The sequence below is a fragment of the Pseudomonas sp. LB3P58 genome (assembly GCF_054897895.1).
The window spans coordinates 366424-384569 of sequence record NZ_JBUBVE010000001.1; the positions used below are offsets into that span (position 1 = coordinate 366424).

The 18146-nt window shown below is 60.4% G+C and carries 17 protein-coding genes and 1 pseudogene; 13 read left to right on the forward strand and 5 right to left on the reverse strand.

What is annotated here, in order from left to right; all coding sequences use genetic code 11:
* The first annotated feature begins 113 nt into the window (after nt 1–113).
* The 3 genes from pdhA to ACYZTZ_RS01650 are packed head-to-tail and all read left to right on the forward strand — an operon-like array spanning nt 114 to nt 3313.
* The gene (gene pdhA, locus ACYZTZ_RS01640) at nt 114–1208 is read left to right on the forward strand and encodes a pyruvate dehydrogenase (acetyl-transferring) E1 component subunit alpha (protein ID WP_461997012.1); all 1095 of its coding nucleotides are present in this window, start codon (nt 114–116) and stop codon (nt 1206–1208) included.
* Nucleotides 1201–2187: an alpha-ketoacid dehydrogenase subunit beta gene (locus ACYZTZ_RS01645; protein ID WP_461997013.1), complete on the forward strand. Its 987-nt coding sequence runs from the start codon at nt 1201–1203 to the stop codon at nt 2185–2187. The genes pdhA and ACYZTZ_RS01645 overlap by 8 nt, the downstream gene beginning before the upstream one ends.
* A gap of 16 nt (nt 2188–2203) precedes the next feature.
* The gene (locus ACYZTZ_RS01650) at nt 2204–3313 is read left to right on the forward strand and encodes a dihydrolipoamide acetyltransferase family protein (protein ID WP_461997014.1); all 1110 of its coding nucleotides are present in this window, start codon (nt 2204–2206) and stop codon (nt 3311–3313) included.
* Nucleotides 3314–3474: 161 nt separating this feature from the next.
* Here ACYZTZ_RS01650 and ACYZTZ_RS01655 read toward each other — a convergent pair.
* Nucleotides 3475–3729: pseudogene (locus ACYZTZ_RS01655) on the reverse strand (YebG family protein); the annotation flags it as partial.
* 278 nt (nt 3730–4007) lie between these two features.
* Here ACYZTZ_RS01655 and ACYZTZ_RS01660 point away from each other — a divergent pair.
* Nucleotides 4008–4508 (forward strand): phosphate-starvation-inducible protein PsiE, encoded by a 501-nt coding sequence (locus tag ACYZTZ_RS01660; protein ID WP_008150634.1) that lies wholly within the window; start codon nt 4008–4010, stop codon nt 4506–4508.
* On the opposite strand, the gene ACYZTZ_RS01665 is transcribed toward ACYZTZ_RS01660, so the two are convergent.
* From ACYZTZ_RS01665 to ACYZTZ_RS01675, 3 genes are all read right to left on the reverse strand, one after another.
* Nucleotides 4505–4822 carry a DUF3509 domain-containing protein gene (locus tag ACYZTZ_RS01665; RefSeq protein ID WP_461997015.1) on the reverse strand — a complete coding sequence of 106 codons (318 nt, stop codon included), beginning with the start codon at nt 4820–4822 and terminating at the stop codon, nt 4505–4507. The genes ACYZTZ_RS01660 and ACYZTZ_RS01665 overlap by 4 nt on opposite strands.
* A 216-nt stretch (nt 4823–5038) precedes the next feature.
* On the reverse strand, nt 5039–6340 hold the full coding sequence (locus ACYZTZ_RS01670; RefSeq protein WP_461997016.1) for a serine/threonine transporter: 1302 nt from the start codon (nt 6338–6340) through the stop codon (nt 5039–5041).
* 62 nt (nt 6341–6402) lie between these two features.
* On the reverse strand, nt 6403–7779 hold the full coding sequence (locus ACYZTZ_RS01675) for an L-serine ammonia-lyase (RefSeq protein WP_461997017.1): 1377 nt from the start codon (nt 7777–7779) through the stop codon (nt 6403–6405).
* A 135-nt stretch (nt 7780–7914) separates the two neighbouring features.
* On the opposite strand from ACYZTZ_RS01675, the gene ACYZTZ_RS01680 reads away from it, so the two are divergent.
* The 8 genes from ACYZTZ_RS01680 to ACYZTZ_RS01715 all read left to right on the forward strand — a co-directional run bounded on the left by ACYZTZ_RS01680 (nt 7915) and on the right by ACYZTZ_RS01715 (nt 16094).
* Entirely contained in the window at nt 7915–8862 is a 948-nt protein-coding gene (locus ACYZTZ_RS01680; RefSeq protein ID WP_056743053.1) for a LysR substrate-binding domain-containing protein, read from the forward strand.
* Between the two features lie 213 nt (nt 8863–9075).
* Nucleotides 9076–9483, forward strand: a complete 408-nt coding sequence (locus ACYZTZ_RS01685) for an HPF/RaiA family ribosome-associated protein (RefSeq protein ID WP_008150614.1) — start codon at nt 9076–9078, stop codon at nt 9481–9483.
* A gap of 201 nt (nt 9484–9684) precedes the next feature.
* A complete protein-coding gene (locus ACYZTZ_RS01690; protein WP_461997018.1) occupies nt 9685–9990 on the forward strand; it encodes a DUF3649 domain-containing protein in 306 nt (101 codons plus the stop codon).
* The gene (locus tag ACYZTZ_RS01695) at nt 9987–11567 is read left to right on the forward strand and encodes a PepSY-associated TM helix domain-containing protein (RefSeq protein WP_461997019.1); all 1581 of its coding nucleotides are present in this window, start codon (nt 9987–9989) and stop codon (nt 11565–11567) included. Before ACYZTZ_RS01690 ends, ACYZTZ_RS01695 begins: the two co-directional genes overlap by 4 nt.
* Entirely contained in the window at nt 11568–11894 is a 327-nt protein-coding gene (locus ACYZTZ_RS01700) for a DUF3325 domain-containing protein (protein WP_095129392.1), read from the forward strand.
* A 4-nt stretch (nt 11895–11898) separates the two neighbouring features.
* A complete protein-coding gene (locus tag ACYZTZ_RS01705; RefSeq protein ID WP_095129391.1) occupies nt 11899–12462 on the forward strand; it encodes an RNA polymerase sigma factor in 564 nt (187 codons plus the stop codon).
* On the forward strand, nt 12459–13448 hold the full coding sequence (locus ACYZTZ_RS01710) for a FecR family protein (protein ID WP_461997020.1): 990 nt from the start codon (nt 12459–12461) through the stop codon (nt 13446–13448). The genes ACYZTZ_RS01705 and ACYZTZ_RS01710 overlap by 4 nt, the downstream gene beginning before the upstream one ends.
* Nucleotides 13449–13664: 216 nt before the next feature.
* Nucleotides 13665–16094: a TonB-dependent siderophore receptor gene (locus tag ACYZTZ_RS01715; protein ID WP_461997021.1), complete on the forward strand. Its 2430-nt coding sequence runs from the start codon at nt 13665–13667 to the stop codon at nt 16092–16094.
* 117 nt (nt 16095–16211) lie between these two features.
* Here ACYZTZ_RS01715 and ACYZTZ_RS01720 read toward each other — a convergent pair whose 3' ends face one another.
* The gene (locus ACYZTZ_RS01720; RefSeq protein WP_461997022.1) at nt 16212–17087 is read right to left on the reverse strand and encodes a helix-turn-helix domain-containing protein; all 876 of its coding nucleotides are present in this window, start codon (nt 17085–17087) and stop codon (nt 16212–16214) included.
* Between the two features lie 137 nt (nt 17088–17224).
* Between ACYZTZ_RS01720 and ACYZTZ_RS01725 the strand changes: the two genes are divergently transcribed.
* A complete protein-coding gene (locus ACYZTZ_RS01725) occupies nt 17225–18127 on the forward strand; it encodes a DMT family transporter (RefSeq protein ID WP_461997023.1) in 903 nt (300 codons plus the stop codon).
* The last annotated feature ends 19 nt before the right edge of the window (nt 18128–18146 follow it).

Consider the following 18146-nt stretch of genomic DNA (forward strand, 5'->3'; position numbering starts at 1 on the left):
GTTGAACCGATGAAGGAGTGAGGGCCTATCCGGCAGACTTGCTCCAAGGCCTGGCGCCACAAGCGTCAAGCTTGACTGACGCACGCTGACGCGGCGTGCCAGGAGCCCCTGTGATGCCTCACAAGGTTGAGCTGCCTTACACCCGATTTTTATCCCCTGACGGCCAATTGCTCGGCGAGCTTCCTGCCTGGGCCGACGATTTCAATTTGCTGACGCGCCTTTATCGGCAGATGGTCCTGACCCGCCTTTTCGATCAGAAAGCCGTCGCCCTGCAACGCACCGGGCGCATCGGCACTTATGCGCCGACGTTGGGCCAGGAAGCCATTGGCGTCGCCGTCGGCAGCGTGATGCACGCCGAAGACGTGCTGATTCCGTATTACCGTGACACCGCCGTGCAGTTGATGCGTGGGGTGCGCATGGAAGAAATTCTCCTGTACTGGGGCGGCGACGAGCGCGGCAGCGACTTTGCCGAACCGGCGGCGGCCCAGGACTTTCCGATCTGTGTGCCGATTGCCACCCAGGCCTTGCATGCCTGCGGCGTTGCCAGTGCGTTCAAAATCCGCGGCGAACATCGGGTTGCCGTCACCACCTGCGGCGACGGCGCCACCAGCAAAGGCGATTTCCTCGAAGCCCTCAACGTCGCCGGTGCCTGGCAGTTGCCGGTGGTGTTCGTGGTCAACAACAACCAATGGGCGATCTCGGTGCCGCGGCGAATTCAGTGCGGCGCCCCGACGCTGGCACAGAAAGCGATCGGTGCCGGGTTCCACGGTGAGCAGGTCGACGGCAATGACATGCTCGCGGTTTACGACCGAGTACAAGTGGCCCTCGAAAGGGCGCGTCACGGCAAAGGCCCGGTGTTGCTGGAATGCCTGAGCTACCGCCTCGGCGACCACACCACCGCTGACGATGCCACACGCTACCGGCCAGCGGACGAGGTCAAGCAGGCCTGGCTCGAAGAACCGGTCAAACGCCTGCAACGTTTCATGGTCGGCCAGGGCGTGTGGGACGAAGGCCGCGAACAGGCGCTGATCAGCGAATGCCAGGGCTTGGTGCAGCGTGCTGTGGATAACTTCGAAGCGGCGGGTATTCAGGCGCCCGAATCGATCATGGATCACGTCTACGCCCAATGGCCGGCGTCCCTCGCCGGGCAGCGTGAAGAGTTGCTCGAACGGGCGGCGCGCCGCGCGGGAGATTCGAGCCATGAGTAACGGCAAAGTCACGTTGCTGGAAGCGGTGAATCTCGCGCTGCATCGGGCCATGAGCGAAGACGAGAACGTCCTCGTCCTCGGTGAAGACGTCGGGGTGAACGGCGGCGTGTTTCGCGCCACCCAAGGGCTGCGCGACAGCTTTGGCTTCAAGCGAGTCATCGACTCGCCGCTGGCCGAAACCATGCTCGGCGGACTGGTGGTCGGCATGGCTGCTCAGGGGCTGAAACCGGTGGTGGAAATCCAGTTCATGGGTTTCATCTACGCCGCCATGGAACACCTGGTTTCCCACGCCAGCCGCATGCGCAATCGCACACGCGGGCGGATCACCTGCCCGATAGTCATGCGCACGCCGATGGGCGCAGGGATTCGCGCGCCGGAACATCACAGCGAAAGCACTGAAGCATTGTTCGCGCACATTCCAGGTCTGCGGGTGGTGATTCCGTCATCGCCGGCGCGGGCTTATGGCTTGTTGCTGGCGGCCATCGATGACCCGGACCCGGTGGTGTTTCTCGAACCGACCCGGCTCTATCGCATGAACCCGCAAACGCTGGTGGATGACGGTAAACGCCTGCCGCTGGACAGCTGTTTCACCCTGCGCGAAGGCAGCGACATCACGTTGATCAGCTGGGGCGCCAGCGTGATGGAAACCCTGCAAGCCGCCACCGCATTGGCCGAGCGGGGTGTCTCGGCGGAAGTGATCGATGTCGCGAGTATCAAGCCGCTGGACCTCGACACGATGGAAGCCTCGGTGCGCAAGACCGGTCGTTGCGTGATCGTTCATGAAGCGCCGCGCTCCTGCGGCGTCGGCGCGGAAATCGCCGCGAGTCTCTATGAGCGGGTGTTGCTGGAATTGCAGGCACCGATCCAGCGAGTCACGGCGCCTGATATTCCGCCGCCGCTGTATCGGCTGGAATCGCTGTACATGCCCAACGTCGGGGACATTCTTCAGGCCTGCGACAACGTTCTGCACTTCGCCTGAACCCAAGGAGGCTGCGATGAAATATTTCAAACTGCCGGATCTGGGCGAGGGTTTGCAGGAGGCGGAAATCGTCCGTTGGCACGTCGCGGTCGGCGATACCGTCAAGGCCGATCAACTGCTGGTGTCGGTAGAAACTGCCAAGGCCCTTGTGGATATCCCCGCACCCTATGACGGCGTGGTGGCGAAACTTCATGGCGGTGAGGGCGACATCATTCACGTCGGTGAACCGCTGCTCGGTTACGAAGGCGAAGCGGACGCGGGCACCGTGGTCGGGCGGCTCGAAGGTGGCGGCAGCAGTCAGAATGACTCGTTTTTCATCGGCGCTGCCCCCTCGACCCGAGAACACCTGGCGACTCGCGCCACGCCAGCCGTGCGACAACTGGCTCGGCAACTCGGCGTGGAGTTGAGCGGGTTGACGGGCTCCGGCCACGAGGGGCTGATCACCCGCACGGATGTGGAAAACGGGGCTCAAACTGAACTGGATCGCTTCGGCGGCGAACGGTTGCGCGGTGTTCGGCGCAGCATGGCGCTGAACATGGCGCGGTCCCACGCCGAAGTCGTGCCCGTGACGATTTTCGGTGACGCCGACCTGCATCGCTGGGGGCAGGCACGCGAACCGCTGATTCGTCTCGCCAAAGCGATGGCGGCAGCGTGCGCCGTGGAGCCGGTGCTCAATAGTGCCTTCGACGGCAAAAGCCTGTCGCTCAAACAACACGAACGGCTCGATCTGGGCATCGCCGTGGACACCCCGGACGGCTTGTTCGTGCCAGTGCTGCGCGATGTCGGTCACCGCACTCCGGCTGACTTGAAGGAAGGCGTCATGCGATTAAGGGCCGACGTGCAGGCGCGATCGATTCCGCCCAAGGAAATGATGGGGGCGACCCTGACGTTGTCGAATTTCGGTACCTTGTTCGGTCGCTACGCCAACCCGGTGGTGATGCCGCCGCAAGTGGCAATCCTCGCCGCTGGCGCGATCCGCGACGAACCGGTGGCTGTCGACGGCGCGGTGGTGGTGCATCCGGTCCTGCCGCTGTCCCTGACTTTCGATCATCGCGTGGTGACGGGCGGCGAGGCGGCACGCTTCTTCAAGGCGCTGGTCGAGGCGCTGGAGCAACCCGAAGCCTAGGTTTTTCGCAGGCATGAAAAAGGCCCTGAGTCATTTGACTCAGGGCCTATTCAATTCGGGGTTGCTTACTTGGCAGCCTTGGGCGCTTTAGCTGGCTTGGTCGGCTCAGCGACTTCAACAGGTGCAGGTGCCTCAACGGGGGCAGCCTTTTCAACGACTTCAGCCGGCGCATTGAGCAATTCGGACAACGCGTCCGGCTGGCTCTTGAACGCCTTGGCGAACACATCGCGGTTCTTCGCCATGTAGATCCCGGCTTCTTCCACTTGCTGTTCGGTCAGGGACGGAACGGCTTTTTGCAACACTTCAGCCAGCAACTCGGCCAGTTCGAGCATTTTGTCATGACGGTCAGCTTCGGCTTTATCCATGAACAAGCGCTCCAGATCTCGGCTGCTGCGGTATACCACTTCGACGGCCATTCACCACCTCACATGCCTTCACATTAAGTTGTCTTATTCGACTACTGTATTTATATACAGCGAAAAGGATAAGCGAATCCCTGCGCTTTGGGTAGTGGCTTTTTAATGTAGACCGAAATCAGGGTTTGTGAGGTGCAGGTGCGACCAAACGCCACGGAGCGCGTTTTAGAGCACCTCGCCATCATGTGGCAGGCGCCTCTGGCCTTTTTTCTGCATGCAGAACAACCGTCACGTCAAACCCGCATCATCCGCTCGAACCGAGCTAAGGAAGAATCATCGTGAAAATCAACTGGGCCGAGAACCTGCGGCAGAACGTGCATCAACTGGCCGAGTCTCTGGGCAACCTGTTCGTCGAGACCTTCCACTACCTGGCGCTGTTCGCCATCGGTGCCGTCACCGCGTGGGCGGCGGTGATGGAGTTTTTGCAGATGATCGAGGCGGGGCACATCAAGATCGATGACATCTTGCTGCTGTTCATCTATTTGGAACTGGGGGCGATGGTCGGGATTTACTTCAAGACCAACCACATGCCGGTGCGTTTCCTGATCTACGTGGCGATCACTGCGCTGACGCGACTGCTGATCTCCAACGTCTCGCACCACAACCCGCCGGACATCGGCATCATCTACCTGTGCGGCGGGATTCTGCTGCTGGCGTTCTCGATTTTGGTGGTGCGTTACGCCTCGTCGCAATTCCCTTCGGTGAAGATCGAACACCCGCAACGCAAGATCGGTGCGGGTTCCGGTGAGCATCCCGAAGTGGAGAAGGGCGAGCTTTAAAGCCTCATGGCCGGCCGGCTGTGGCCCTTGACGCGTGGCGGCGGCAGGTTGTGATTGTCGCCGTCGGTCATGGCTTCAAGGATGGCCACGGCGCTGTGGCCCTGTTCGATGGCGATGCCGAACTGAATGCTTTGCACCAGGCGTTTGAGGCGCTGGGGGTCATTGCGTTGTTCGGCGCTGATCATCCGTTTGGCGACCACGTGACCGCTGTTGGACAGGGTCAGCATGATGCTGCCATCCAGGCCCTGAATGCTCAGGTTGATCTGATAATCCGCTGCAAAAGTATCGGTAATGAGCTGAAAAGGGTTGTCCATGATGCGTTACCGCCTGATTGAACGTGCAGTTGTTGACCTACCGTGATCGGGATTAGTTCGCAACACCAGACCACCGGCACATCGCTCGCTGAGGTTTCAAACGTCCTTTTGCCTCTGGAGTGTCATAGCAAGGGGCATGCCGGAAAAATTGTCGAACAATAGACACGGCAAAAAATAGGCGGGCTCTGTGGCCCGCCTTCTTTTTGCCTGCCCGTTTCAGGGCATGAAGGAGTAGATGATCGCAGACAGTGCAATCAAACCGATCAGCACCGCGAACACGTTCGAGGCCTGACCCGAGTACTGGCGCAAGGCCGGCACGCGGCGGATGGCGTACATCGGCATCAGGAACAGCAGGCACGCAATGATTGGCCCGCCGAGGGTTTCGATCATGCCGAGGATGCTCGGGTTGAACGTCGCCACGGCCCAGCAGCTGAGGATCATGAACAGCGCGGTGACGCGATTCAGCCAACTGGCAGACATCACCCGGCCACGGCCGCGCAGGCTTTTCACGATCAGCCCCTGAAAGCCTTCGCTGGCGCCGATGTAATGGCCGAGGAACGACTTGGTGATCGCCACCAGCGCAATCAGCGGTGCGGCGTAAGCGATGACCGGCGTCTGGAAGTGGTTGGCCAGGTACGACAGGATCGAGATGTTCTGCGCCTTCGCCGCCGCCAAATCAGCCGGAGACAGGGCCAGCACGCAGCTGAAGCAGAAGAACATCACCGTCACCACCATCATCCCGTGGGCGATGGCGAGGATGCCGCTGCTTTTGCGTTCGGCCTGCTCGCCGTAGCGCTGTTTCTGGTCGACGGAGAAGGCGGAGATGATCGGCGAATGGTTGAACGAAAACACCATCACCGGGATCGCCAGCCACAACGTCTTGAAGAACAGCGGCATGGCCATGCCTTCACTGGCGGTGGCGAAGAACGCTCCGTTCCAGTTCGGGATCAGGCACAAACCGAGCAGCAGCAACGCCGCAACGAACGGATAAACCAGCACGCTCATGCATTTGACGATAACGCCCTGGCCGCAACGGACGATCGCCATCAGACCGAGGATCAGTACCAGCGACAGAATCGCCCGCGGTGGCGGGGCGATGTGCAACTGATGCTCCATGAAGCTGCTCAAGGTGTTGGTCAGCGCCACGCTGTACACCAGCAGAATCGGGAAGATCGCAAAGAAATACAGCAGCGTGATCAGCTTGCCGGCACCGATGCCGAAGTGTTCTTCCACCACTTCGGTGATGTCCCCGGAGCGCCCGGACAGCACGAAGCGGGTCAGGCCGCGATGGGCGAAGAAGGTCATCGGAAACGCCAGCACTGCCAGGACCAGCAGCGGCCAGAAGCCACCCACACCAGCGTTGATCGGCAGGAAAAGCGTGCCGGCGCCGATAGCCGTGCCATAAAGGCCGAGCATCCAGGTGGTGTCGTGTTTGCTCCAGCCCTTGTGGGTTATTTCGCTATTGCGTGTCAGGTCTACAGCAGGATTATCGGCAGCAGGTGTACGTACATCGGTCATCGTTTGGCCTCGTTATTGTTCTTGCTCGGGCTCACGTGTTGCGGACGGTCAGGGAGTGCTCCTCAGCACTCCACCCAGCTAACAGCCAGGCCGCCCCGTGAAGTCTCTTTGTATTTGTCATGCATGTCGGCGCCGGTATCGCGCATGGTGCGGATCACCCGGTCCAGGGAAATGAAGTGTTTGCCGTCGCCGCGCAGGGCCATTTGCGTGGCGTTGATCGCTTTCACGGCAGCAATTGCGTTGCGCTCGATGCACGGCACTTGCACCAGACCGCCGACCGGGTCGCAGGTCAGGCCGAGGTTGTGTTCCAAACCGATTTCGGCGGCGTTTTCCAGTTGCTCGGGCGTGGCGCCGAGTATGTCCGCCAGACCGGCAGCGGCCATGGCGCAGGCGGAGCCGACTTCGCCCTGACAGCCAACTTCGGCACCGGAGATAGACGCGTTTTTCTTGCAGAGAATGCCTACAGCCGCAGCGCCCAAAAAGAACGCCACCACGTCATCGTCCGACGCGTCCGGGTTGAATTTCATGTAGTAGTGCAGCACCGCCGGAATGATCCCCGCCGCGCCGTTGGTCGGCGCTGTGACCATGCGCCCGCCCGCTGCGTTTTCTTCGTTCACGGCGAGGGCAAACAGGTTCACCCACTCCATGGCCGATAGCGTGGAGGTGATGACATTCGGCTTGCCGATTTCCAACAGGCTGCGGTGCAATTTCGCCGCGCGACGCGGAACATTCAGACCGCCGGGCAGGATGCCTTCGTGACGCAGCCCCTGCTCGACGCATTCGCGCATCACCGACCAGATGTGCAGCAGGCCATTGCGGATTTCGGCTTCACTGCGCCAGGCCAGTTCATTGGCCATCATCAACTCGGAAACGCGCAGACCGTGCTGGTTGCAGAGCTTGAGCAATTCGGCGGCGCTGGAGAAATCGTACGGCAGCACCACGTCGCTGGTGGGCGCGATGCCGGACTCGGCTTCGGCCGCTTCGATGATGAAACCACCGCCGATCGAGTAGTACGTTTGCTCCGACAATTCACCGGTTTCGCCAAAGGCTGTCAGGGACATGGCGTTGGGGTGGTAGGGCAGGCTCTCGTCGAGCAGCAGGAGATCGCGTTGCCAGTTGAAGGCGATGGTCGATTTGCCGGCAAGGGACAGTTCACCGGTTTCGCGCAGGGTCTGGATTCGGCTGTCGATGGACGTGGGATCGATGCTGTCCGGCCATTCGCCCATCAGGCCCATGACACAGGCGCGATCGGTGGCGTGACCGACGCCGGTCGCCGACAGCGAACCATAAAGTCGGATTTCTACGCGCCGTACGTCGGCCAGCAATTGTTGGTCAATCAGGGCTTGGGCGAAGGTCGCAGCGGCGCGCATCGGGCCGACGGTATGGGAACTGGACGGACCGATGCCGACTTTAAAGAGATCGAAAACACTGATAGCCATGCTAAAGCCTATACAAGCAATGGAGGAGGAATCGCTGCCATTTTTGTAGGACAAGCGCAATGTCGGCGATACTGCCTACCTCGGTCCTACGTGACCAACGAAACTTCCTAAGACAGCCTTTAGCAGGACTAAACAATGAGTCGCCAATTGCACGCCCAGACTTACGTCTGGCTGCACGTGTTTTCCTGTGCCGCGCGGCACTTGTCGTTCACCCGATGCGCCGAAGAGCTGCACATCACTCCGGGTGCGGTCAGTCAGCAAATCCGACAGCTGGAAGAACGGCTTGGGTTTCGACTTTTCCACCGTCGCGCTCGCGGCGTGGAACTGAGCGCTGAAGGCCAGCGACTGGCCATCACGGTCAACGAGGCTTACGGCAGCATCGATGCGGAATTGCGACGACTGGACGCAGGAATGATCAGCGGGATTTTGCGGGTGCGCTCGATTCCATCGTTCCTTAGCAAGTGGTTGACCCCAAGGTTGCCGCGTTTGCAACAGCGCTTTCCGGACATTCAGTTGCGCCTGGTGGCTGAGGACAGCAGCGTGCCATTGCACGAAGGCGACTTCGACCTGGCCATCGACCTGAATGACGGCAGCTATCCCGGTTTGTTATCCACAACCTTGCTCGACGAACAGATATTCCCGGTCTGTGCCCCAAGCCTGTTGCGCGGCCGGCCGCCGCTGCATGGTCCGGCGGACCTGATGCATTTCCCGTTGCTGCACGACATTACCGCCTGGCGCGGCAGTTACGAGTATGCAGAGTGGGAGTTCTACCTCAACGCCATCGGCTTCGAAGGCGCGGACGTGCGGCGCGGGCACACTTTCAATCGAAATCACCTGACCATCGAAGCGGCGATTGCCGGGATGGGCGTGGCGATTGCGCGACGAACGTTGCTCAATGATGAGTTGGAGCGAGGGACGTTGATCGTGCCGTTTGGTTTGGCGGTGCCGAATCACAAGCGTTACGTGCTGCTCTATGCGCCAGGGACGCTGAGCCATCCGGGCGTGCGCGCGGTGCATGACTGGCTGGTAGAGGAGGCGGGAATTTTTCGAAGTCTGCACCCGCTGGCGGAGCGGCAGATGTGAGCAATTGTGACAAAAGAGTCAGGCGACCCAACTCCCGACCTTAACAGCGCTTTTGCTCCTTGTCCGGCTTTTTTTGCGTATGAAAATTTATCTTTTTTTAGGGGTTGAATTGTTCTGCGAGCAGACCGATTGTGTAAGTAAGAGGTCACGGTGATGACGCCTATGGGCCAGCCGAAGGGCCTCTCGCGAGCTAGCTGAAATAAGGGATGAACTATGCAAATCCAAGTCAACAGCGATAACCATATTCAAAGCAGCATCCGACTGGAGGAGTGGGTACGTACTACCATTGAGAGCACGCTCGAACGTTATGAAGAGGACCTGACACGCGTCGAGGTTCATCTGCGGGACGAGAACGGCGACAAGCCCGGTCCCCATGACATGCGCTGTCAGCTGGAAGCGCGGCCAAAAGGCCACCAACCGATTTCTGTCACCCATAAAGCCGCAAACCTGGAACTGGCGATCGACGGTGCGGCTGAAAAACTTGAACATGCGCTTGAGCACCTGTTCGGCAAACTGCGGGGCAAACCACGTGCCGCTGTGGTGCCGTTCGAGAGAGTCGCAGCCGATGCGCTGCTGGAAGACGAGTTTCTCGAGAACGAACAGGCTGCGCAAAACGGTTGAAGCCTGATTAATTTTTACCTTTCCACTACTGAAAACGGGCCTGCTTATGCAGGCCCGTTCTTGTTTGTGCTGACTGACCGCTGGCTGCTGTAACAACGATCCCGTCGGATCTCTTTTGCACATGAGAATATTTATCATTAGTATTGCGACCTTGTTGGTCCCGTGACGCTCACGAGGCCTCACCCGTTTCAAGGTCGAAACATGAAAGTCAAAATCACCGCGCTCCCCGTTTCCTACCGACTGGCCGTCACTTCCCGAGTGCTGGCCGCCGTGCTTGGGGGGTACCTCGTCGCGGCATTGGCCAGTGTCAGCCTGACGATGTGGCTGCCCATGGCTCGCGGCGAAGCGGTGGTCACCGGGATGATGACCTCGTTTCTGGTGTATCTGGTCGCTGTACTCTGGTGCTTTGCCTGTCGCAGTGCGTGGCAAGCCTGGTTCGGATTGATCGTGCCGAGCGTGATTTTGGCGGCGATGGCGGGGCTGGCCTACTGGATGGTCCACGCATGAAAGAGGGCTTTCGACAGGCCATGGCCTGGCTGCACACCTGGGCCGGGTTGATCTTCGGCTGGCTGCTGTTCGCGATTTTCCTGACCGGCACGCTCGCCTATTTCAAGGATGAGATCAGCCACTGGATGCAGCCGGAAATTCCCGCCCGTGCGCTGTCCTCCGAAGCCAGTCTGACCCTGGCCCAGCACTACCTTGAGCAGCACGCCGCGGGTGCATCGCGATGGCTCATCGATTTACCGGATGCTCGCGAACCTGGGTTGTCGGTGAGGTGGCAGCAAGCACCGGCCAAGCCCGGCACGCGCGGTCAATTCACCGAAAAACTCCTCGATCCGCAAACTGGCGCAGAAGTGCAGGGCCGGGACACACGCGGTGGCGAATTCTTTTACCGCTTCCACTTTCAGCTGCAGATGCCCTATCCGTGGGGGCGCTGGCTGTCGACGATCGCAGCGATGGTGATGTTCGTCGCGCTGATCAGCGGGATCATCACCCACAAGAAAATCTTCAAGGACTTCTTCACCTTTCGCCCGCGCAAGGGCCAGCGCTCCTGGCTGGACGGGCACAACGCAGTGGGCGTGCTGGTGTTGCCATTTCATTTGATGATCACTTACAGCAGCCTGGTGATTTTCATGTCGATGGTGATGCCGGCGAGCATCGTCGCCTCTTATGGCAGTGACTTCGATACGTTTTACGATGAAGTGTTTCCTGCTTCCAGTATTCCCGAACTTGCCGGTGAACCGGGTCAGTTGGCACCGTTGGCACCGCTGCTGGAACGGGCCAGCGAGCAATGGTCGGGCGGGCGGGCCGGGCGGCTGACGGTGAACAATCCAGGCGATGCGAATGCCTCGGTCATTCTTGCGCGTGACGGCGCCGACCGAGTGGTCCACGACTTTGGCAGCGCGGTGACATTCAACGGCGTGACCGGGCAGCTGCTCAGCGCAACGCCGAAGCAAGCATTGCCAATGGCCATTGCCGGCAGTTTCTATGGCTTGCACATGGGCCATTTCGCCGGTCCGGTATTGCGCTGGCTGTACTTCATTTGTGGTTTGGCGGGCACTGGGATGATCGGTACCGGGCTGGTGATCTGGCTCGGCAAGCGTCAGCTCAAACATGCGAAGAGCGGTGTGATGCCGTTTGAGTTGCGACTGGTGGAAGTCCTGAACATCGCCAGCATGTCGGGGTTGATGGTCGCGGTGGCGGCGTTCTTCTGGGCCAATCGATTGTTGCCGATCGGAATGGCCGGGCGGGCGGATTGGGAAGTGAACAGCTTCTTCATTGTCTGGGGTTTGAGTGTGTTGCACGCCATGGTCCGCCATGGTCGCGCAGCGTGGGCCGAACAGTTGGCGCTGGCAGCGTTGCTGTTCTGTGCGGTGCCGCTGCTGAACGCGCTGACCACGCCTGATCACTTGGGCGTCACCCTGATGCAGGGCGATTGGGCCATGGCCGGTTTCGATTTGACGTGCCTGGGCAGTGGTCTGTTTTTCGCGTGGGCTGCGTGGAAAATGCAGCGCGCGGCACAGGCTGGAATCGTCACCCGACCGCGGGCGAAATCGATAATGCTTGAGCAAAAGGCGCTCTGAATGTTCCTGGCCTTGTTGCTGTGCTACGGCGGTTTCACCGCGCTGTGTTTATCCATGGATCGGCATCACGCCGAACTGTTGGGGCGTAAGCCCTCGGCCCGTCGCCGCCAGGGGATGAAACTTGGTGGCTGGCTGTTGCTGGCGTTATCGCTGTGGGCCGCGGTGTCGTCGACGGGGTGGGGTCTTGGATTGGTGGAGTGGTTTGCAGTGTTGATGCTCAGCGCTCTGGTGCTGGTGTTGTTGATGCCATATCGCCCGCGCCTGGCCTTGGCGTTGGCCGGGTTGAGCGTGCTCGCCAGCCCCGTTGCCGCGTTTGCGCAGGGCTGACCTGATGATCACCAGCCCCCCGGAATCCCATGACGACGAACATCGCGGTGCGCGTGCGCATTTCCTGCAGGTGTTCCTTTCCCAGCGTTCGCAAATGGAAGCGCTGGTGAGCCGTCGTGTCGGGTGTCGGGCGACGGCCGCAGACCTGGTGCAGGACTTGTTTCTGCGTTTCTGGCGTCGGCCGCTGGTGCAGGTCGAAGAGCTCAGCACTTACCTGTTGCGCTGCGCCGGCAACATCGCCATCGACCATTTGCGCAGCGAAGGCACGCGGGTGCGGGTCAACGAGGGCTGGATGCCGGATCAACCCGACAGTCACGGCAGCGAACCGCAAGCAGCGTTGGAGGCGGGCAATGACTTGCGTCACGTCGAAGCGGCGTTGCGTGCGCTGCCTGAGCGCACGCGGCAGATCTTTTTGCTCAACCGTATTCACGGGCGCAAATACGCCGAAATCGCCAAGGCCATGGGTTTGTCCCAAAGCGCTGTGGAAAAACATATGATGCGCGCCCTCGAGGCTTGCAAGGCCAGCCTGAGGGAACCCGAACCGCGCACGCCAGGGAAAGCACCGTGAACAACACCGAACGCGTCACCCCGACGCCTGCTCAGGAACAGGCGGCCTTCGCCTGGCTGAGTCTGTTGCATGACCAGCCCAGCAGCGGCGATCAGGCCACCTTCAGTCATTGGTTACAGGCCGATCCCGCCCATGCCGAGGCTTACGCCCAGGCGCAAGTGGTGTGGGAGTTGACCGAAACACCGGCCCGAACGTTGGCCGATGAAGACGCGTTTGCCTTGCAGGGTTATCTCAACGCGATGAATCGCTCGCGCCGTTCCAGCGTTCGGCGTTGGTCCGGGGCGTTGGCGATGGCGGCGTGTCTGGTGCTAATGATCGGCTTCGGTGCCGGCTGGCAACCGTCGCGCTGGGTCGATGATCTGGGGGCGGACTATGTGTCGGCGCCGGGGGAGATTCGCACCGTCACGTTGGCGGATCAGTCGCAAGTCACGCTGGATGCTGACAGCGCAATTGCGGTGGATTTCAGTCGTGGCGAGCGGCACGTTCAGTTGCGGCGCGGCGCCGGATTTTTCAGCGTGACCCACACCGGCGATCCGTTTGTGGTGGACGCTGAGAAGGGCCAGGCGCGGGTGCTGGGGACTCAGTTCGAAGTGCGTCTGCAACCGCACGGCGCGCAGGTCACGGTGTTGTCCGGGCGGGTTGGTGTGACGGCGGACAAAAACGCCACACAGCAAATCCTGACGGCTGGCCAGCAAGTGGCTTATGGCGATGGCTTGGCGGAAAAACTCCACAGCGTCGACAGCGAAGCGCAATTGGCGTGGCGTCAGGGATGGCTCAATTACTACAAGGCGACACTCGCCGACGTGGTGCAAGACCTTGGGCGTTATTACCCGGGACGGATTGTGCTGCTCAACGATGAACTGGCGGCGCGGCGGGTCAGTGGCAGCTTTCCGAGCAAGGACCCGCAGGCGGTGTTGAGTTCGTTGCAAGGGGTGTTGGGAATTGAGCAACACAAGGTTTTGGGGCATCTGATTATTTTGCGTTGAGGCGGATGGCCTCATCGCGAGCAGGCTCGCTCCCACAGGGGAGCGCATTCCAAATTGTGGGAGCGAGCTTGCTCGCGATAGCGTCAGATCAAACACCGCATGGCCTGAATAAAAATATTTTCAGAATTCTGGTGAGGTAAACCCCGACGCCATCCGTGTAGTGACTGAAACTGCGAGTCATTCGCATCCGTAGCGGTTCTACACAGGTCATGAGCAATGAAGTCCAGGGCGAAATCGGGTTCGGTCAAACAATGGTTGGGTACGTGTGCCCTGAGCTTTTCGGCGTTGGCATTGCTGCCGTTGAGTGTGGCGGTGGCGGCTGAGGCCGGCAGTGTCCGACAGAGTGCGCAGTTCAGCTTCGCAATGGCCGCCAAACCACTGCCTCAGGCCTTGAGCGACTTCAGTCGGATCACCGGCATCAGCGTGGTCTACACCGATGAGGCGCCTTACGGCATCAACGCTCCAGCGCTCAGCGGACAGATGAGTGCCGAGCAAGCAATGCAGCGTTTGCTCAGCGGTTCGGGTTTTACCTTCCGCCGTACCGACGGCCACACGTTGGTGCTGGAGCCGTTGCCTACCGATGGCGCCTTGAACCTGGGCGCGACCACCATCACCTCGGTGGCCGATCAATCCATGAGCTATCAGCCGCCACCCACCAGTTCGGTGATGCGCTCATCGGCCTTGCTTCAGGAAATCCCCCAGACCGTCAACGTGGTTCCGGCTCAAGTCATTCGCGATCAAGCGCCGCGCAATCTGGACGACGCGCTGGCCAACGTCAGCGGCATCACCCAGGGCAACACGCTCGCGAGCACTCAGGACTCGGTGATGACCCGCGGTTTCGGCGACAACCGTAACGGCTCGATCATGCGCGACGGCATGCCGATCGTGCAGGGCCGTGGCATGAATGCGACCGTGGACCGGGTCGAAGTGCTCAAGGGCCCGGCCTCGCTTCTTTACGGCATTCAAGACCCGGGCGGCGTGGTCAACATGGTCAGCAAAAAGCCCGAGCTTGAGCAGTACAACGCGTTGACCCTGCGTGGCTCGACCTATGGCGACGGTAAAAACGGCAGCGGTGGCGGTCTCGACAGCACCGGTGCGCTCGGCGAATCCGGGTTGGCCTATCGCATGGTGCTGGACCACGAAGACGAAGACTACTGGCGCAATTTCGGCACTCACCGCGAGACATTGGTAGCACCGTCATTGGCCTGGTTCGGCGAAAGCACCAAGCTGCTGTTTGCTTACGAACACCGCGAGTTTCTGACTCCGTTCGATCGCGGCACGGTGATCGACCCGCGTGACAATCATCCGCTGGACATCTCCCGCGAGCGTCGCCTCGACGAGCCGTTCAACAACATGGAAGGCCGCTCGGACCTCTATCACTTCGAGGCCGATCACGAACTCAACGACAACTGGAAAGCCCACTTCGGCTACAGCTGGAACCGTGAAACCTACGATGCCAGCCAGGTGCGCATCACCGCCATCGACACCAAGAAGGGCACGTTGACCCGCAGCATGGACGGCACTCAAAACGCTATCAGCACCGACCGCTTCACCACCGCCAGCCTTGAAGGCAATGTCCAGTTCGCGGGGATGAAACATGACCTGGTGTTCGGCGTCGATGATGAATACCGCAAGATTTACCGCGAAGACCTGATCCGTCAGAAAAGCTTGAGTACTTTCAGTTACATCAACCCGGTGTACGGCCGCGAAGTCGCCGGCACCACCGTCAGCCCGGCGGACAGCGCGCAGACCGATGAACTGCGCAGCGACTCGATCTTCCTCCAGGACTCGATCCACCTGACCGATCAATGGATTTTCGTCGCTGGCGGGCGCTTCCAGGAATACGACCAGTACGCCGGCAAAGGCGTACCGTTCCGGGCCAACACCGACAGCAACGGCCAGAAATGGGTGCCTCGCGCCGGCCTGGTGTATCGCTACACCGATGAACTGTCGTTCTACGGCAGCTACACCGAGTCGTTCAAACCCAACTCGACCATCGCGCCGTTGAGCGGCAGCAGCACCGTGCTGGACGGCAGCATTGCGCCGGAAGAAGCCAAGTCCTGGGAAATCGGCGCCAAGCTCGACATGCCGGGCCGCGTCACCGGTAACGTCGCGCTGTTCGACATCAAAAAACGCAACGTGCTGGTGGCCAACTCCGAAGGTCTGGTGACGATCTACAGCGCCGCCGGCGAAGTGCGTTCCCGTGGTCTGGAAGTCGACCTGAGCGGTCAGTTGACTGATCGCTGGAGCATGATCGGCAGCTATGCCTACACCGATGCAGAAGTCACGGAAGACCCGATCTACAAAGGCAAAAAGCTGCAAAACGTAGCGAAGAATAGCGGCTCGCTGTCGGCGGTTTATGACTTCGGCACCATCGTCGGTGGCGATCAGCTGCGGGTCGGCGCGGGCGCGCGTTATATCGGTGAGCGAGCGGGTAACGCGGTGAACGATTTCGACCTGCCGAGCTACACCGTGGCCGATGCGTTCGCTACCTACAACACCAAAGTCGAAGGGCAGAAGGTCAAGTTCCAGCTCAACGTGAAGAACCTGTTTGACCGCACCTACTACACCTCGGCGGCGAGCCGGTTCTTTGTGTCGATGGGGGATTCGCGACAGGTGTCGCTTTCAAGCACGCTGGAGTTCTGATTGGAAACCGAGTCATCGTTCATCGCGAGCAGGCTCACTCCCACAGGGGAATGCGTTCCAAATGTGGGAGTGAGCCTGCTCGCGATGGCGGCGTGCCAGACACTGAAGACTTCAGGGTTACCGCAAAAACGCCTGGCGATACTCGCCGGGCGTTCCGCCTAAAGCTTGCCTGAATCGATTGGTGAAATGACTCGCACTGGCAAACCCGCACGCCAATGCAATTTCCCCCAACGGCTGCGATGTCGCACGCAACAACTCCCGCGCCCGGCTCAGTCGTCGCGACAGCACATACTGATGCGGCGGCAACCCAAAGCTCTCGCGAAACATCCGCGCAAAGTGGTATTCGGATAACGCACACAACGCCGCCAACTGCCCCAGGCTGATCGCCTCGGCCAATTGGTTGTCGATGAACTCCACCAACTGCCGCCGCTGATGCGCAGCCAATCCACCCTTGAGCCGCAACCCCACACGCATCCCGACCTGGCCGAGCAACACGTGGCTGAGCATTTCATGGGCCAGGCTGCTGGTGAGCACGCGTTCGCCGGGTTCGTCCCAGTTGAGTGTGAGCATTTGCCGAAAGCGCCGGGCTTGCGCCGGGTCGTCCAGAAAGGTGGCTTCGCGCAACTGCAGCTCGCGAGGTTCGCGGTCCAGCAGCGTGACGCATCCGAGGGCGAATTGTTCGGGGCTGAAATACACGTGGGCCAGGCGAATGTCGCCGTTGATCACCCAGCCAGATTGATGCTCGGCCGGCAGGATGCACAACTTGTCGGGGCCGCCCTTGGTGCCGGGCTGGTCGCGACGAAAGGTCCCGGTGCCGCCGGCGATGTAACAGGACAGCGTGTGATGGCTCGGCGCTTCGTAATCCTGGGCGTCGTGATGGTTGCTCCACAAGGCTGCAGCCATGCCGTCACCGAGCTCGGCGCTGTGCTCGAGGCGAGCATTGGGCGAGCGGTTGAGGGCTTGAAAGACTTGCAGTGATTCCAATGCGGGCATGATCGCTTCTCTCCAACGCCTTGCATCCTACTCCGTAGCCGTTCGGCTGCCAGCCTGTGACCCGACAAAAGCGCAAGTTTATGCAAGTGCGACGAGGCTTGGCGCAGGACACTGAGCCCCTATTGAGGAGCTTTGCCATGAACCTGTCGTTGTATTTGCTGACCGTGCTGATCTGGGGCACCACCTGGATTGCCTTGAAATGGCAATTGGGCGTGGTGGCGATTCCGGTGTCGATCGTTTATCGCTTTGGTCTCGCAGCGCTGGTGCTGTTTGTCATGCTGCTGCTGAGTCGCCGCCTGCAAGTGATGAACCGTCGCGGGCATCTGATTTGCCTGGCGCAGGGGCTGTGCCTGTTCTGCATCAACTTCATGTGCTTCTTGACTGCCAGCCAGTGGATCCCCAGCGGTCTGGTCGCGGTGGTGTTTTCCACCGCCACGTTGTGGAACGCGCTCAATGCACGCGTGTTCTTCGGCCAGAAAGTTGCTCGCAATGTGCTGATGGGCGGTGCGCTGGGCTTGTTCGGGCTTGGCCTGTTGTTCTGGCCTGAACTGGCGGGCCACACCGCGAGCCCGCAAACCTTGCTCGGGTTGGGCCTGGCATTGCTCGGGACACTGTGTTTCTCGGCAGGCAACATGCTGTCGAGCCTGCAACAGAAAGCCGGGCTCAAGCCGCTGACCACCAACGCCTGGGGCATGGCATATGGCGCGGCGATGTTGTCGGTGTGGTGCCTGGTCAAAGGCATTCCGTTCGACATGGAATGGAACGCGCGCTACATCGGCTCGCTGCTGTACCTGGTGATTCCGGGTTCGGTGATCGGTTTCACAGCCTACTTGACGTTGGTCGGGCGGATGGGGCCAGAGCGCGCAGCCTATTGCACCGTACTGTTCCCCATCGTGGCGCTGAACGTGTCGGCGTTTGCCGAAGGCTATCAATGGACCGCGCCCGCATTGATGGGTTTGGTACTGGTGATGCTGGGCAATGTGCTGGTGTTTCGTAAGCCCAAGGCGCCGATGGTGCAGGGGAACGGCAAGCTGGCCTGAGAGGCATGATGGTTGAGCG

What these genes read in the sequence shown, in the direction of transcription:
- ACYZTZ_RS01645 (WP_461997013.1), top strand. Translation starts at nt 1,201, where the DNA reads ATGAGTAACGGCAAAGTCACGTTGCTGGAAGCGGTGAATCTCGCGCTG.
- ACYZTZ_RS01705 (WP_095129391.1), top strand. Translation starts at nt 11,899, where the DNA reads ATGATCACCAGCCCCCCGGAATCCCATGACGACGAACATCGCGGTGCG.
- ACYZTZ_RS01685 (WP_008150614.1), top strand. Translation starts at nt 9,076, where the DNA reads ATGCAAATCCAAGTCAACAGCGATAACCATATTCAAAGCAGCATCCGA.
- ACYZTZ_RS01700 (WP_095129392.1), top strand. Translation starts at nt 11,568, where the DNA reads ATGTTCCTGGCCTTGTTGCTGTGCTACGGCGGTTTCACCGCGCTGTGT.
- ACYZTZ_RS01720 (WP_461997022.1), bottom strand. Translation starts at nt 17,087, where the DNA reads ATGCCCGCATTGGAATCACTGCAAGTCTTTCAAGCCCTCAACCGCTCG.
- ACYZTZ_RS01695 (WP_461997019.1), top strand. Translation starts at nt 9,987, where the DNA reads ATGAAAGAGGGCTTTCGACAGGCCATGGCCTGGCTGCACACCTGGGCC.
- pdhA (WP_461997012.1), top strand. Translation starts at nt 114, where the DNA reads ATGCCTCACAAGGTTGAGCTGCCTTACACCCGATTTTTATCCCCTGAC.
- ACYZTZ_RS01680 (WP_056743053.1), top strand. Translation starts at nt 7,915, where the DNA reads ATGAGTCGCCAATTGCACGCCCAGACTTACGTCTGGCTGCACGTGTTT.
- ACYZTZ_RS01675 (WP_461997017.1), bottom strand. Translation starts at nt 7,779, where the DNA reads ATGGCTATCAGTGTTTTCGATCTCTTTAAAGTCGGCATCGGTCCGTCC.
- ACYZTZ_RS01715 (WP_461997021.1), top strand. Translation starts at nt 13,665, where the DNA reads ATGAAGTCCAGGGCGAAATCGGGTTCGGTCAAACAATGGTTGGGTACG.
- ACYZTZ_RS01665 (WP_461997015.1), bottom strand. Translation starts at nt 4,822, where the DNA reads ATGGACAACCCTTTTCAGCTCATTACCGATACTTTTGCAGCGGATTAT.
- ACYZTZ_RS01670 (WP_461997016.1), bottom strand. Translation starts at nt 6,340, where the DNA reads ATGACCGATGTACGTACACCTGCTGCCGATAATCCTGCTGTAGACCTG.
- ACYZTZ_RS01650 (WP_461997014.1), top strand. Translation starts at nt 2,204, where the DNA reads ATGAAATATTTCAAACTGCCGGATCTGGGCGAGGGTTTGCAGGAGGCG.
- ACYZTZ_RS01725 (WP_461997023.1), top strand. Translation starts at nt 17,225, where the DNA reads ATGAACCTGTCGTTGTATTTGCTGACCGTGCTGATCTGGGGCACCACC.
- ACYZTZ_RS01690 (WP_461997018.1), top strand. Translation starts at nt 9,685, where the DNA reads ATGAAAGTCAAAATCACCGCGCTCCCCGTTTCCTACCGACTGGCCGTC.